Raw genomic sequence first — 13,629 nt, 5'->3', positions numbered from 1 at the left:
CCCGCTTCCGATCCGGCATGACCCGATGGCTCTTCGTGGTGCCGGCGGCGCTCTTCGTGGCCGTCTTCTTCGGCTACCCGGTCGTGAAGAACGTCATCATGTCCTTCCAGGACTACACGACGGCGACGTTCTTCACGGGCGAGGCCCCCTGGGTGGGGCTCGGCAACTACATCTCGGTGTTCAAGAGCTCGGTCTTCACGACGAGCCTCGTGAACACGGCCCTGTTCACGGCCGGCTCGATCATCCTGCAGTTCGTCATCGGCCTGGCCCTCGCGCTGTTCTTCCGGCGGCACTTCCCGCTGTCCGGCTTCCTGCGCGGTCTCCTGCTCCTGCCGTGGCTCCTGCCGCTCATCGCCTCGAGCGCGGTGTGGAAGTGGCTGCTCGACCAGGACAGCGGTGCGCTCAACCAGCTGCTCGGCGTGGTGGGCATCGCCCCGGTCCCGTGGTTGGTCAGCCCGAGCCTCGCGCTCATCGCGGTGATCGGCGTCAACGTCTGGCTCGGCATCCCGTTCAACACGACGATCCTCTACAGCGGCCTGCAGTCCGTGCCACCGGAGCTCTACGAGGCCGGCTCGCTCGACGGGGCCACCGGGTTCAAGGCGTTCTGGTACATCACGTGGCCGAGCATCCGGTCGGTGGTCAGCGTCGTGGTCGTGCTCGGGGTCGTGTACACGCTGAAGGTCGTGGACATCATCCTCGGCTTGACCGGCGGCGGCCCGGCGAACTCGACGCAGACCCTCGCCACGAACGCGTACCACCAGTCGTTCATCAACTTCCAGTTCGGCATCGGAGCCGCGGTGAGCAACGTGCTCATCGTCGTCTCGTTCGTCTTCGCGATGGTCTACATCGCGATCTCACGGAAGGCGGTCGACGAATGAGCGTCGGACTCGCGAACCAGACCGTCACCGCCACCCGCGCGATCACGACCAAGCGGACGGCGCGGGCACCCCGCCCGCGCGGTTCCGCCAAGGGCATCCCGTTCACGATCCTCGGGTGCGTGTTCCTCGCGATCATGGTGTTCCCCGTCTACTGGATGGTGAACACCAGCCTGCAGGCGACGTCCGGGGCCGCCACGGCGACGTGGTTCCCGTTCTCGCCCACCTTCGCCGGGTACCAGGCGGCGTTCGCCCAGCAGGGACAGAACTTCCTGTCGAGCATGATCATCGGCCTCGGCACCGTCCTGCTGACGCTGGCCATCGCGACGCCGGCGGCCTACGGGCTGGCACGGTTCCGGATGCGCGGCGGCCGGGCGTTCCTGCTCGTGCTGCTCATCACCCAGATGATCCCCGCGATCGTCATCGCGAACGCCCTGTACACGCTGTTCAACAACATCGGGCTGCTCAACAGCTACGTCGGGCTGATCCTGGCCGACAGCGCGGTCCAGGTGCCGTTCGCGATCCTGCTCATGCGGGCGTTCATGGAGTCGATCCCGCCGAGCCTGGTCGAGGCCGCCCTGGTCGACGGTGCCAGCGACTTCCGGGCGTTCGTGTCGATCGTCGTGCCGATCAGCCGGAACGCGATCGTCACCGCGGCGCTCTTCACGTTCCTCGGTGCGTGGGGCGACTTCCTCATCGCACTGACCCTGACGTCGACGACCGCCGTGCGACCGATCACGCTCGGCATCTACAACTACATCGGCTCGAACGTCACCGACTGGGGGCCCGTCATGGCGACCTCGGTGCTGGCGTCCCTGCCCGCTGCCGTCCTGCTGATCTTCGCGCAGAAGTACATCTCCGCTGGTGCCCTCGGCGGTGCCGTCAAGTGACGGCCCCGGACCGACGCCACCACGCACCCCAGCCAGAAAGGCACACCATGACCACCACCCCGCTGCGCATCACCGTCTGGGGCGAGAACGTCCACGAACAGGTCGAGCAGCACGTCGCCGAGCGCTACCCCGAGGGCATGCACGGCGCGATCGCCGACGGCATCCGCGAGAACCTGCCCGACGCCGTCGTCCGGACCGCCACCATGCAGGAACCCGAGCACGGCCTGACCGACGAGGTCCTGGCCGCGACCGATGTCCTGACCTGGTGGGGCCACGCCGCGCACCAGGACGTCGACGACGCCGTGGTCGACCGGGTGCACAAGCACGTGCTGTCCGGCATGGGCCTGATCGTCCTGCACTCCGGCCACTGGTCGAAGATCTTCGGCAAGCTCATGGGCACCACGTGCACCCTGCGCTGGCGGAGCGAGCACGACCAGGAGCTCGTCTGGACCGTCAACCCGCAGCACCCGATCACCCGGGGCGTGCCGAACCCGATCGTGATCCCCGAGCAGGAGATGTACGGCGAGTACTTCGACGTCCCGACCCCCGACGAGCTCGTGTTCATCTCGGGGTTCACCGGCGGCGAGGTCTTCCGGAGCGGCATGACGTACCGCCGCGGCCTCGGGAAGATCTTCTACTTCTCACCGGGCGACCAGGACTTCCCCGTGTACCACCACGAGGACGTCCGCCGCGTGATCGCGAACGCGACGGAGTGGGCACGGCCCGAGCGCGAGCGGGAGATCCCGACGCTCCGCCGCTACGACCTGGGTGAGTACTTCGACGGCCAGCACTACCGCGGACCGTTCGACGACGCGCCCGTGGACGAGCAGGACGCCGAGCCCACCCGCCCCGCCGACGCCGACGCGTCCGACCACGCCGGGGCGCAGGCGTGACCGCGCTCCGCGTGCTGCAGGTCGGTGCCGGCGGTATGGGTCGGGCCTGGCTCGGCACCGTCGCCGCCGACCCCGACGTCGAGCTGGTCGGCATCGTCGACCTCGACCTCGACGCAGCACGGGCCGGCGCCGCGCACGCCGGCGACCCGACGATCCCCGTCGGCACGGACCTGACCGAGCTCGCCGCCGAGACCGGCGCCGAGGCCGTCCTCGACATCACCGTCCCGGTCGCCCACCACCCGGTCACGCTGCAGGCCCTGCACGCCGGACTCCCCGTCCTCGGCGAGAAGCCGGCAGCGCAGACCGTCGCCGAGGCACTCTCGCTCGCCGCCGCCGCCGAGGCGACCGGCAAGCTGTTCATGGTGTCGCAGTCGCGGCGCTACAACGACCAGCTCGTCGCGTTCCGCCAGCACGTGCGCGGCCTCGGGGCGATCGGCGGCCTGAGCACCCGGTTCGCCAAGGCCCCGCACTTCGGCGGCTTCCGCGAGCAGATGGACGACGTCCTGCTGCTCGACATGGCCATCCACGCGTTCGACTCCGCCCGCTACGTGCTCGAGCGGGACCCGGTGTCGGTCTACTGCGAGTCGTGGAACCCGTCGTGGTCCTGGTACCGGGGCGATGCTGCAGCGGCCGCGGTCTTCGCCTTCGAGGACGACGTCCGCTACGTGTACGACGGCTCGTGGTGTGCGCCGGGTGCCGAGACCTCGTGGAACGGCGACTGGCGGGCCTCGGGCGCAGACGGCACCGCGCTGTGGGACGGCGACCACGACCCGTCGAGCGACCTCGACGGCACCACGGGGGCGCCGTCGCCCGCGGCGAGCGTGGGGCACGAGATCGCCGGCGCGCTGACGTCGTTCGTCCGCGCCGTCCGCTCCGGCGAGACACCGGACGGCGAGGTCCACGGCAACGTCATGAGCCTCGCCATGGTCGAGGCCGCGATCGCCTCGACCCGCACCGGGCAGCGCATCGTCATCGACGAGGTGCTCGAACGCGCGCACGCCGAGGCACTCACCGCCGAGCGGCACGACGCCGTGCGCGACCGGCTGGCGGCGTGGGGCTCGGTGCGCTCCGCACTCGCCGCGCAGAGCGCGGAGGCACCCGCCGTCTGAGCGCGCGTTTCGTCGGCAGGAGCCCTTCGGGATGGGCGAGCGCACAGGGCGGACGGGAGGCGCGGTGCCAGCTGGCACCGCGCCTCCCGTCCGTCAGCTGGTCCGGCCCACGGCCGGGCGCAGGCCGAGCGCTACTTGCCGGCGGCCTGGTTGTACGAGGCGATCTGCGACGTGGCCTGCTGCTCGGCGTCGGCCATCGTCGACGCGACGTCCGAGCCCTCGACGACCTTGTTGAACGCGCCGATGACCGTCGCTCGGACCGTCGGCATCGCTCCGGTGACGCAGCCGGCCGACGCGGTGCTCGACGGGTCGGCGGCGAGCTGCGCGTACATCGCCCGGATGTTCGGGTCGGCCAGGGACTCCTTGCCGACCGTCGTCCGGGCGGCGCGGGTGTTCATCGCCAGGTACCCGGTGGCCTTCGACCACTCGGCCTGCACCTCGGGCGACTGCAGCCACTTCGCGAACGTGTACGACGCCTGCTGCTGCGCGGCGGAGTGCCCCTTGCCGGAGATCCAGAGCGCGTTGCCGCCGATGACCGGACCGGCGTCCTTCGAGTCCGACGTCGTCGGGAACGTCGAGACGACGGACTTCGTGCCGTCGGGGTCCAGGGTCGTGTAGGCACCGGACGACGTCATCACCATGCCGACCCTGTCGCTCGTGAACGCGGAGTTCTGCACGGTCGGGTCGGTGCCGGGGTTGAGTGCGGAGCCGTCCTGGTAGAGCTTCTGCAGGCGGGTCATGAACTGCACCTGCGTGTCCGAGGTGAGCGAGACGCCGGTCACCTTGCCCGAGCCGCGGCCGTTGTCGGGGGTGCAGAAGTCCTCGCCGCCGGCGGCGGAGAGCTCCTCGAGCATCCACGAGTCGGACATGTTCATGCTCATGCCGTAGAGCCCGGTCTTCGCGTGGATCTGCTCGGCCCAGCGGGCGACGTCGGCCAGGGTCTTCGGCGGCTTCGTGACGTCGAGTCCGGCCTTCCGGATGATCGCCTTGTTGAGGTACAAGACCGGGGTGGAGACCGAGAACGGCATCGCCTCGAGCCCTCCGGTCCCGCTGTAGTACTGCTTCGCCGCCGCTGCGATGTCCCCGGCGTCGGACGACGAGTCCTTCTCGGTGAAGTCCGCCGCCGGAGCGATCTGGCCGGAGTCGACCATGAACCCGGTCGAGGTGTCGTTCATCATCAGCAGGTCCGGCGTGGTGCTCGACTGCACGGCTGCGGTGTACTTCGTCTGCACGTCGGCGTAGGTGCCCTGGAACGACGCCTTGACGGTGATGTCGTCGGTGTTGGTGGAGTTGAACCGTGCGACGAGCTGGTCGAGTTCGGTCGCGGCGGGGCCGGACATCGCGTGCCAGAACTGCACCGTGGCGGGACCGGTGGAGCCGTCGGGAGCGGCGCTGCCCGAGGCCGAACAGCCGGAGAGCGCGACGAGCACGGCGGCACCGGCCGCGATCGTGGCGAGGGTGGTGGAGCGTCGGATCGACATGGTTCTCTTCCTGTGCGTGGGGAGGGGGAGGGAGGTCGGTGTCACTTGAGGGCGCCGGCCGTCAGCCCGTCGGCGAGGAACCGCTGGGCGAGGAGCACCAGGACGAGGACCGGCAGGGTGACCATCGCGGCGCCGGCCAGCACGACGCCGACGTCGGTCGCCTCGCTGCTGGAGAGCTGGGCGATGCCGACCTGCACGGTCCGGTGTTCCGGCGAGTTGGTGACGAGCAGCGGCCAGAAGAACCCGTTCCACGCCGCGGTGGCGCTGACGAGCGTGACGGAGACGAGCGTCGGCCGGGTGATCGGGAGCAGCATCGAGCGGATGAACCGGAAGTGTCCGGCGCCGTCGAGGACCGCGGCTTCGCGGAGCTCCTCGGGGAAGCTCAGGAACGCCTGGCGGAACAGGAAGATCGCCAGGGCCGAGGCGATGAACGGCAGGAACACCACGAGCAGGGTGTCGATGAGGTGCCACGACGACACCGTCAGGTAGTTCGCGATCAGGGTGGTCTCCCCCGGGATCATCAGGCTGGCGAGCAGGACCAGGAAGACGGCTCGGGCGCCTCGGAGCCGGCAGAACACCAGGGCGTAGGCGGTCATGATGCCGATGACGACCTGCAGCACCGTCTGCGCGAGCGTGACCACGATGCTGTTCAGGAACTGCTGCCCGAGGGGGATCACCTGCGTCGCCCGGATCACGTTGCCCAGGTCGAGGTGGATCGGCAGGAGCCCGGGAAGGCCCTGCGCCAGGTACTTCGACGGCGTCAGGGCACCCTCGAAGACGTAGTACAGCGGGAAGCACACGACGATCACGGCCACGACGAGCCAGGCGTAGACCAGGGCAGCACGGAGCCGACGCAGGGTGGAGGGACGCATCAGTAGTTCACCCGCTTCTCGAGGACCCCGAACTGCACGAGCGACAACCCGAGCACGAGCAGGAACAGCACGACGCCGAGTGCCGCGGCGAGGCCGAAGTTCGCACTCGCAGCGCCGAAGGCCTGCTGGTAGATCGCGTAGACGAGGGTGCGCGACGAGTTCGCCGGACCACCCCCGGTGAGGATCTGCACCTGACCGAACGTGGTGAGCGCCTCGACGGTGCCGGTCACGACGATGAAGAACATCGTCGGCGTGACCAGCGGGAGCGAGATCGACCAGAACGTCCGGAACGACCCGGCACCGTCGAGGTGCGCGGCCTCGACGACGTCCTGGTCGATGGCGCCGAACGCGCCGAGCAGCAGCAGGACCGTGAAGCCGAGGGAACCCCACACGGTCACGACGATGACGCTGAGCAGCGCCCAGTGCGTGCTCGTCAGCCACGGGATCGGTTCGCCGCCGGCGTTCGTGATCACCGTGTTGACGAACCCGGTGCCCGGGGCGAGCAGCGCGGCGAAGGCGACCGAGGCGGCCGACACCGAGACGACCATCGGCGAGGTCAGGAGCGCGCGGAACACGGGCATCCCGCGCAGCTTCACCGTGAGCGGCACCACGATGAGCAACCCGAAGACGATCCGGCCGGCGACGACCCCGGCGCAGAACAGCGCGGTGTTCAGCATCGTCGAACCGAACGTCGGGTCGGTGAAGGTCCTGACGTAGTTCTGGAACCCGACGAAGCTCGAGGGCTGCCCGAAGATGTCGGTGCCCTGCACGCTGAGCACCAGCACGCGCCCGAGCGGGTAGAAGACGAAGACCGCGAACACGATGATCGCGGGCAGCAGCAGGGCGACGCCCACGCGCCGGTCGGACCGCAGCCACGACCGCGACGACGGGGCCGGGCGGTTCGGGCGGTTCGGGCCGACCAGGACGGTGGGCCGGACGGAGATCGTCATGGGGCGAGGACCTTCGGTTCGGGAACGTTCCCTATCCGGGAACGGGTTCCACTGTGCGGTGGGCATCCCGAGCGGGTCAAGGACGGTCGACGAGCCGCCGCCGATCGTTCACGTCGCGTTCAACGCTCCCCCGGTCCGCCGTCGCTCCCCCGACCGGTGACCCGACGGCTTCACCAGCGGGACGGCCGCCGGACCGACACCGTTCGGCGTCCAGCCCGCGCCGTGCCGTAGACCGGGTGCATGCCGACCCCCGAACCCACTCCCTGCGACCTCCGCCTGATCGCCGAGGACGCCGCCCGTGCCGTCGCCCCGGCGCTCCGCAGCGCCTTCCGCTCGGACGTCGCCGTCTCGCTCAAGCGTGACGCGCACGACGTCGTCACCGAGCACGACCGGGCCGCCGAACGCGCCATCACCGAGACCCTGACCCGGGCCGCCCCCGGCTCGGTGGTCCTCGGCGAAGAGGGCGGCAGCACCGGCGACGCGCCGCTGCGCTGGATCGTCGACCCGATCGACGGCACCGCGAACTTCGCCCGCGGGCTGGCCTACTGGTGCGTCTCGATCGCCGCGGAGCGCGACGGGGTGATCGTCGCCGGCGTCGTGTTCGACCCGATGGCGGACCACCTGTTCGCGGCCGACGACGACGGCGCGTGGCTGAACGGCACACCGATCCGTGCGACCTCGGGCACGGACCGGGAGTCGACCGTGCTGACGAGCTTCCCCGTGCAGCAGGACTTCGAGCTGCTCGGCGAGGACGCCGCCCTCGACCTGGTCCGCGACCTGACGATCCGCTACCGGCACCACCACAGCACGGGCAGCGGGGCACTCAACCTGGTCCACGTCGCCGCGGGCTGGTCGGACGTGACGATGGGGTTCGCGACGCACCCGTGGGACGTGGCCGCCGGCGCCCTGGTGCTCGAGCGCGCCGGCGGTTGGTTCCGCGGGTTCCGGCACGGCGACGCCGTGGCGCTCCCGCACCGGGCCGACGACTACCTGGCCGGCGGGGCGGGCAACGAGCACGCTGCGCTGACCGAGCGCATCCGCACGCTGTCCGCGACGGTCGGCTGAGCGGCCGGGACGACCCGGACCACCGGCGCCGGGGTGCCCGTCGACCCGCGCGGGTCGAGCAGGGTCGGCAGGACCTCGTGTCGGTCACCACGGCGACCACGGAGCCGCTCCACCAGGAGTTCGATCACCCGTGCCCCCATCCGCCGGTGCGGCTGCACGACACTCGTCAGGTCGAGGCGCGCGGCCAGGTCGGTGCCGTCGAACCCGGTGACCGCGGCCAGCCCCGGCAGGCGGAGTCCCACCGACCGGGCCGCGGTGCCGAGCAGGGCCGCGGTCGCGTCGTTCGCGGCGACGAACGCCGTCACGCCGTCACCGAGGTGTCGCGCGATCCGCGACGGATCCGCGGCCAGGGCCCGGACGGTGTCGACCCGGAGCTGGTCCCCCGGGCACAGCCAGCCGGCCGACGCCGCGTGGGCGGCGGCCCGACGCGTCGACGACCGGTGGTCGGACTCCGCCACGAAGCACGTGCGTCGGTGCCCCATCGCGGCCAGGTGCAGCATGAGGTCGCGGACCCCGGCCTCCTCGTCGGAGCGCACCGTGTCGAGTCCGAGCCCCGCCAGGTCGTCGCCACTCGACCCGAGCACCGCGACCGGCAGGTCGGTCGCCACAGCGGCCAGTGCGGACGACGCGAGCCGACTGCTCAGGACCGCGACCCCGAGCACGCCGTCGGCCGACGTCCGCGACGCGTGCAGGGCCTCCAGGCAGGATGCCAACCGTGCGCCGTCCCGCCGGCCGTCGACGATCCGCAACGCGAACCCCAGCGTCGCAGCGGTCGCGGAGACGCTGTGCAGCACCGCCTCGTGGAACGGGTTCGCGACCTCGGTCGCGAGCACGCCGAGGACGAGTGGCCCACCCTCCGCGCGCCGCCTCGCCAGGGCACCGACCGGGAGGCGCAGCTCACCCGCCGCGCGCACGGCCAGCGCACGACGGGGCTGGGACACGCCGTCGTCGCCCCGCAGCGCCAGGGAGACCAGCGACCGCGACAAGCCGGTGCGCTGGGCGACGTCGCGGAGGGTCGCGGTCATGCGACGCCGAGTTTCCAGGTGCGCACGTGCTCCCACGTCATCGTCTGCCACCAGCGACCGGACCAGTCCGGGCAGGCCGTGCGGTACAGCACGACGGTGTCGCCACGGAAGCCGTCCGGCACCGGTTGGGCGAGTTCGTGGATGAAGTCGCCCACCTCGTCGTGCAGGTCCGGGCGGACGTACAGGTCGTGCGAGGCCAGGGACAGGTGCGGACCGTACTGGGCGGGGTCGTAATCGTTCGGTTCCGGGGAGCCCATCGGCCGGCGGAACGGGGCGACCACGCGGTCGACGTCGGCGGCGAGTCGGACGAAGTCCTCGTTCACGGAGCCGTCGGGGTGCAGGCCGACCTCGTAGACGTAGCCGATGCCCCGTGCCCGGACCCCGGCGTTGTGGACGTCGAACGCCGGGCGGCCGGCCAGGAGCGCGCTGAGCGCATCGACGACCTCGGGCTCGGAGTGGCCGAAGGGCTGGCTGCCGACGAGGGTGGCGTGCGGGGGGAACGCGCCGGCGGAGCGCAGGTCGTACTGGGCGCGGAGCTGGTCGGTGACGACGGTGACGGCGCGGCAGGTGCGGGCGTCGGGGCGCAGGTAGATGCCGTAGCGGTAGGGGTCGCTGTCGTCGCGCGGGGTCTTCGCGGCCATGGGGGGTCCTTGTCGTCGGGAGCAGGCAGTAGGGAACGTTCCCTATCGTGTCCGGGTGGCGGCCGGGGCGCACCCGAATGGACGGCGACGGGCGGGTGAACGGTGGGTGACGGGCAGCTGGGCGGCGTCGGGCGAGCGGTGGGGCGGGGCGACCTCGCACGGTGCGACCTCGCACGGTGCGACCTCGCACGGTGCGACCTCGCACGGTGCGCGGGGCAGCGAGGCCCGGGTCAGCGGACCGTCGGTGCCCCGGCGGTGCGGGCGGGCACGAGCTCGCCGTCGATCGCACGGTGCATGGTGCCGCTCGACCGACCGTCGATCTGGTCCACCACGTCGTCGACCGAGAGCGTCCCGATGACGTCGAGCGGCTGCCGCCACGACGTGATGCCGAGGAGCTCGGTGGCGTAGGGCCACACGTGGTCGTACCCCGTCACCGAGAAGTCCTGCGGCGCACGGAGTCCCCGGCGGGCCATCGCCTCGAGCACGCCGATCGCCCACAGGTCGCTGGGCGCCATGATCGCCGTGACCCCGCCGAGCCCGACGACGTGCTCCACGAACGAATCGACGTCGTGCGGGTCGGCGCCGTGGTCCTCGGAGCGGATGCGGACCACGTCCACCCCGTGCTTCCGGAGCTGGCGGACCATCGCGTCGGTCCGGGCGGACTGTGTGATCGAGGCCGACGGCGCGACCGTGAGCACCGCGACCCGGCGGTGTCCGAGCGACGCCACGTGGTCCGCGAGCCCACGACCGCCGCCACGTTCGTCGCAGTAGACGCTGCTGACCGAGGCGTTCGCCTCCGGCCGGCCCGCGATCACGGTGGGGATGCGTCCGGCGAACGGCAGGACGTCCTCGACCGGAAGGGCACCGCTGCAGACGATGAGCCCCTCGACCCGGAGCGACACCAGGGTCTCGAGGGCACGGCGTTCGTCCTCGATCGGGAAGGACCCGGCCCCCGTCGCCGTCACCACGCGGTAGCCACGGGCCGCGGCCTGCAGCTGGAAGGCCGTGAGCAGGTGTCCGTAGAAGGGCGTCGATGCGTCGCGGACCAGGACGCCCAGGGTGTGCGTGCGGCGTGCCGACATGCCGCGGGCGTTCGCGTTGGCGACGTAGCCGATCTCGGCGGCCGCGCGCTTGACCCGGGTGACCGTCGCCGGCGCCACGCCGTAGGAACCGGCGAGGGCGCGCGACACCACGGACTTCGACACACCGGCGACCGCGGCGACGTCGTGGATGGTCGGGGCGGAGTCGTGGTGGCCCATGCCGTTCTGCACGCAGGCCACGCTACCGGCCACGGCACGGCGCGGCCCCCGCTCCCCGCCCGCGCCGCGCCCGGGCGGGCGCGTCAGCGCGGGATGACCGAGAAGAGGAACTTCTTCCGGACCATGTACCAGGCCAGCAGGATCAGCACGGTGTGCGTCGCGAACCCGATCCAGCCGTTGCCCCAGTCGACGCCCGGGATCGACGCGATGGCCAGTGCGAAGAAGACCTGCCACACGAACACGTAGAGGCTCGCCTGCCCGATCGGGATCCAGAGCCAGCCGATCGCCTTCGAGATCGGCTTCCAGAACACCGTCAGGATCGCGTACGACACGATCGCGAAGAACGCGATGTCGACCAGCCGGCCCCACTGCAGGTCGACCCGCTGGTAGGCCGTGTTGTACAGGTCGTCGTACATCGACGCCGGGAACGGGACCGGCGTGAACCCGGCCTGGTTCGCGGCCCAGACGTACACCAGGAACGCCGCGTAGCCGCCGATCCCGATGCCGAGCAGGACCTTGCCCAGGCGTCCGGTCAGTGCCCCGATGATCTGCCGTCGGTAGTACCCGAGCACGAGGCCGTGGGTGAACACGACCTGCCAGGTGAGCAGGGGGAACACCGCTTCGAACTGCGAGTTGAGCGGCCGGAACTCGGGGGTCAGCGCCTGGAACACGTACAGCGCCCAGCTCACGACGAGCACCACCCACCAGAAGCCCCGGCGGATCAGCCAGAGCAGCGGCGGGATGAACAGGCTCAGCACCACGAACAACCCCATGATGTTGAACGGCCACGGCCCCATCTCGAGCAGCAGGAACTGCCGGATGGCGTACCAGGGCGGCGGGTAGCCGAGCAGCTGCATCGCGTTCGGGTACAGGTCGTAGACCCGGCCCTCGGCTCCGACGCCCCCGGTACCGGTCCCCCGGTCGGTGAACGTCGTGATGGCGTCGGTGTTCAGGAACGGGACGAAGCTCAGCGCGAAGACCACCGCGATGACGACGAGCGTGACGAGGTACTGCTTGCGCGCACGTTTCCACGCCCCGATGGCTGCCGCCCACTCACCGAACTTCGCGATGGCGAACGGGTACGTCATGCCGAGGACCATGCCGGACAGGAACACGAACATCTCGGCGCCCGTGATCGCGCCGACCGCGTGCAGCGTGAGGTACGAGTACGGGCCGCCGATCTCGATGTGCGTGATCACCACCGCGAGGATGATGAACCCGCGGAACAGGTCGAGGCGCAGGTCACGCCCTGGCTTGCCGTCGTCGGGGTACCGCCAACTCGGCAGCAGGCGCCCGAACAGCCCGCTCAGCAGGAACACCACGGCCAGACCGACCGCCACCCAGACGATCCACGCCATCTGGTCGCCACCGGTGTCGTACTGCTGGTTCGTGGCGGCGTTGCCCTGCTGCGTGGTGACGCGCTCGGTGACCGGGCCGAACGCGAAGTGGCCGCTCCGCTCGAGGTCGGTGCGGAACGACCCCGCGATGCCCGGCACCGCGGTGTCCCGCCAGTCCGCGACGCGGTTGCCGGCCTCGGGCTCGCGGCGGTTCGTCTCGAGGAAGGTCACGCCCCGGACGAGCGGGCGGTCCTGGACCGCGGCGATGACCTGTCGCCACCAGCCCTGCTTGATCGACAGCTCGGCGTCACCGCGGAGGGTGTGGTCGTAGAGCGCCCCGGTGTCGAGGAGCATCGAGCGATCACCGTCGACGGCGAACCGGTCGTAGAAGCTGTCGGCCTGCTGCTGGTCGTAGCCCCAGGTCTCGTCGAACCGGGACTCGACCTCGCCACGCTCCGGCACGTCGTTCCGGGTCAGGGGGAGGTCCCGCCCGGCAGCCTCGGTGGACTTGCCCTTGCCGAAGGAGTACATCGACAACCCGACCCAGTCGACCGAGTCGTCGCCCGGCCAGTACGGCGCGTACGGGTCGTCCGCCGCGGTCAGCTCGCCGTCGCCGTTCGTGTCGAGCTTCGCGACGTCGGTGGCCGACAGGTCCGCCAGGCGCCCGGCGGACTCACCGAAGGGGTACCCGGCGCCGTACGACGGCGACCAGACCATGAGCGCGTCGGAGTCGCCGCCGTGCACCGCGGTCGCGAGCGTGCGGAACGCCTGCACGAACTGCGTCGGCTGCTGGCCCCAGCGCACCCACGTGCCGTTCATCTGCGGAGCGAACCGCACGAGCACCTGGGTGTCGTACTGGTCGTGCACCGCTTGGAAGACGGTGTTCGCGGCGCGGGCATCGGCCGCGTCGAGGGAACGGAGCGACTGCCCCGGCTCGAGGCTGACGACCAGGACGGCACCCTGGGTGGCCGCGGCCCGGGTGGCACGGAGCAGTTCCCGCCGGGCCGAGCGGTCGAGCGGGTAGTCGATCTCGACGCCGTACATCGACGGCGTCGCACCGAGCCGCCCCTCGTACCCGGCGGGTGAGTCGTCACCCCAGTCGAGGTCCGGTCCGAACCACGTGGTGCCGCTCTTCGGCTCCGTTGCCCCGGCCGCGTGCACCGTCACCGCGGACGCCGGCAACGCACCGCCGAGCAGCAGGGTCGTGATCGTGACGAGGACGGCGACCACGC

The 13,629-nt window shown here is 71.0% G+C and carries 12 protein-coding genes; 5 read left to right on the top strand and 7 right to left on the bottom strand.

What is annotated here, in order from left to right:
* Positions 1–17: 17 nt before the first annotated feature.
* From ITJ59_RS15700 to ITJ59_RS15685, 4 genes are read left to right on the top strand one after another with little or no spacing between them, the layout of a single operon-like run.
* Positions 18–878: a carbohydrate ABC transporter permease gene (locus ITJ59_RS15700; protein ID WP_194652236.1), complete on the top strand. Its 861-nt coding sequence runs from the start codon at positions 18–20 to the stop codon at positions 876–878.
* Entirely contained in the window at positions 875–1,765 is an 891-nt protein-coding gene (locus ITJ59_RS15695; protein ID WP_194652235.1) for a carbohydrate ABC transporter permease, read from the top strand. Before ITJ59_RS15700 ends, ITJ59_RS15695 begins: the two co-directional genes overlap by 4 nt.
* A gap of 47 nt (positions 1,766–1,812) precedes the next feature.
* Positions 1,813–2,658: a ThuA domain-containing protein gene (locus ITJ59_RS15690; RefSeq protein WP_194652234.1), complete on the top strand. Its 846-nt coding sequence runs from the start codon at positions 1,813–1,815 to the stop codon at positions 2,656–2,658.
* Positions 2,655–3,767 (top strand): Gfo/Idh/MocA family oxidoreductase, encoded by a 1,113-nt coding sequence (locus tag ITJ59_RS15685; protein WP_323749529.1) that lies wholly within the window; start codon positions 2,655–2,657, stop codon positions 3,765–3,767. The genes ITJ59_RS15690 and ITJ59_RS15685 overlap by 4 nt, the downstream gene beginning before the upstream one ends.
* A 131-nt stretch (positions 3,768–3,898) precedes the next feature.
* Here ITJ59_RS15685 and ITJ59_RS15680 read toward each other — a convergent pair whose 3' ends face one another.
* The 3 genes from ITJ59_RS15680 to ITJ59_RS15670 are packed head-to-tail and all read right to left on the bottom strand — an operon-like array spanning position 3,899 to position 7,070.
* Positions 3,899–5,248 (bottom strand): ABC transporter substrate-binding protein, encoded by a 1,350-nt coding sequence (locus ITJ59_RS15680; RefSeq protein WP_194652233.1) that lies wholly within the window; start codon positions 5,246–5,248, stop codon positions 3,899–3,901.
* A 41-nt stretch (positions 5,249–5,289) separates the two neighbouring features.
* A complete protein-coding gene (locus ITJ59_RS15675) occupies positions 5,290–6,120 on the bottom strand; it encodes a carbohydrate ABC transporter permease (RefSeq protein WP_194652232.1) in 831 nt (276 codons plus the stop codon).
* Positions 6,120–7,070 (bottom strand): carbohydrate ABC transporter permease, encoded by a 951-nt coding sequence (locus ITJ59_RS15670; protein WP_194652231.1) that lies wholly within the window; start codon positions 7,068–7,070, stop codon positions 6,120–6,122. The genes ITJ59_RS15675 and ITJ59_RS15670 overlap by 1 nt, the downstream gene beginning before the upstream one ends.
* Positions 7,071–7,310: 240 nt before the next feature.
* Here ITJ59_RS15670 and ITJ59_RS15665 point away from each other — a divergent pair, with 240 nt between their 5' ends.
* Positions 7,311–8,135 (top strand): inositol monophosphatase family protein, encoded by an 825-nt coding sequence (locus ITJ59_RS15665; RefSeq protein ID WP_228511656.1) that lies wholly within the window; start codon positions 7,311–7,313, stop codon positions 8,133–8,135.
* Here ITJ59_RS15665 and ITJ59_RS15660 read toward each other — a convergent pair.
* The 4 genes from ITJ59_RS15660 to opgC form a co-directional block, all read right to left on the bottom strand.
* Positions 8,057–9,160: a LacI family DNA-binding transcriptional regulator gene (locus ITJ59_RS15660; RefSeq protein ID WP_194652230.1), complete on the bottom strand. Its 1,104-nt coding sequence runs from the start codon at positions 9,158–9,160 to the stop codon at positions 8,057–8,059. The genes ITJ59_RS15665 and ITJ59_RS15660 overlap by 79 nt on opposite strands.
* Positions 9,157–9,801: a 2'-5' RNA ligase family protein gene (locus ITJ59_RS15655; RefSeq protein ID WP_194652229.1), complete on the bottom strand. Its 645-nt coding sequence runs from the start codon at positions 9,799–9,801 to the stop codon at positions 9,157–9,159. The genes ITJ59_RS15660 and ITJ59_RS15655 overlap by 4 nt, the downstream gene beginning before the upstream one ends.
* A 230-nt stretch (positions 9,802–10,031) precedes the next feature.
* Positions 10,032–11,072 carry a LacI family DNA-binding transcriptional regulator gene (locus ITJ59_RS15650; protein WP_323749528.1) on the bottom strand — a complete coding sequence of 347 codons (1,041 nt, stop codon included), beginning with the start codon at positions 11,070–11,072 and terminating at the stop codon, positions 10,032–10,034.
* A gap of 71 nt (positions 11,073–11,143) precedes the next feature.
* The gene (gene opgC, locus ITJ59_RS19690) at positions 11,144–13,627 is read right to left on the bottom strand and encodes an OpgC domain-containing protein (protein ID WP_194652228.1); all 2,484 of its coding nucleotides are present in this window, start codon (positions 13,625–13,627) and stop codon (positions 11,144–11,146) included.
* Between the last annotated feature and the right edge of the window lie 2 nt (positions 13,628–13,629).

It is taken from the genome of Curtobacterium sp. VKM Ac-1393 (assembly GCF_015350995.1).
In the GTDB taxonomy this organism is placed as follows: Bacteria; Actinomycetota; Actinomycetes; order Actinomycetales; family Microbacteriaceae; genus Curtobacterium.
The sequence above is the reverse complement of the archived record's forward strand: the minus strand, read 5'-3'. Positions and strand labels throughout refer to the sequence as shown.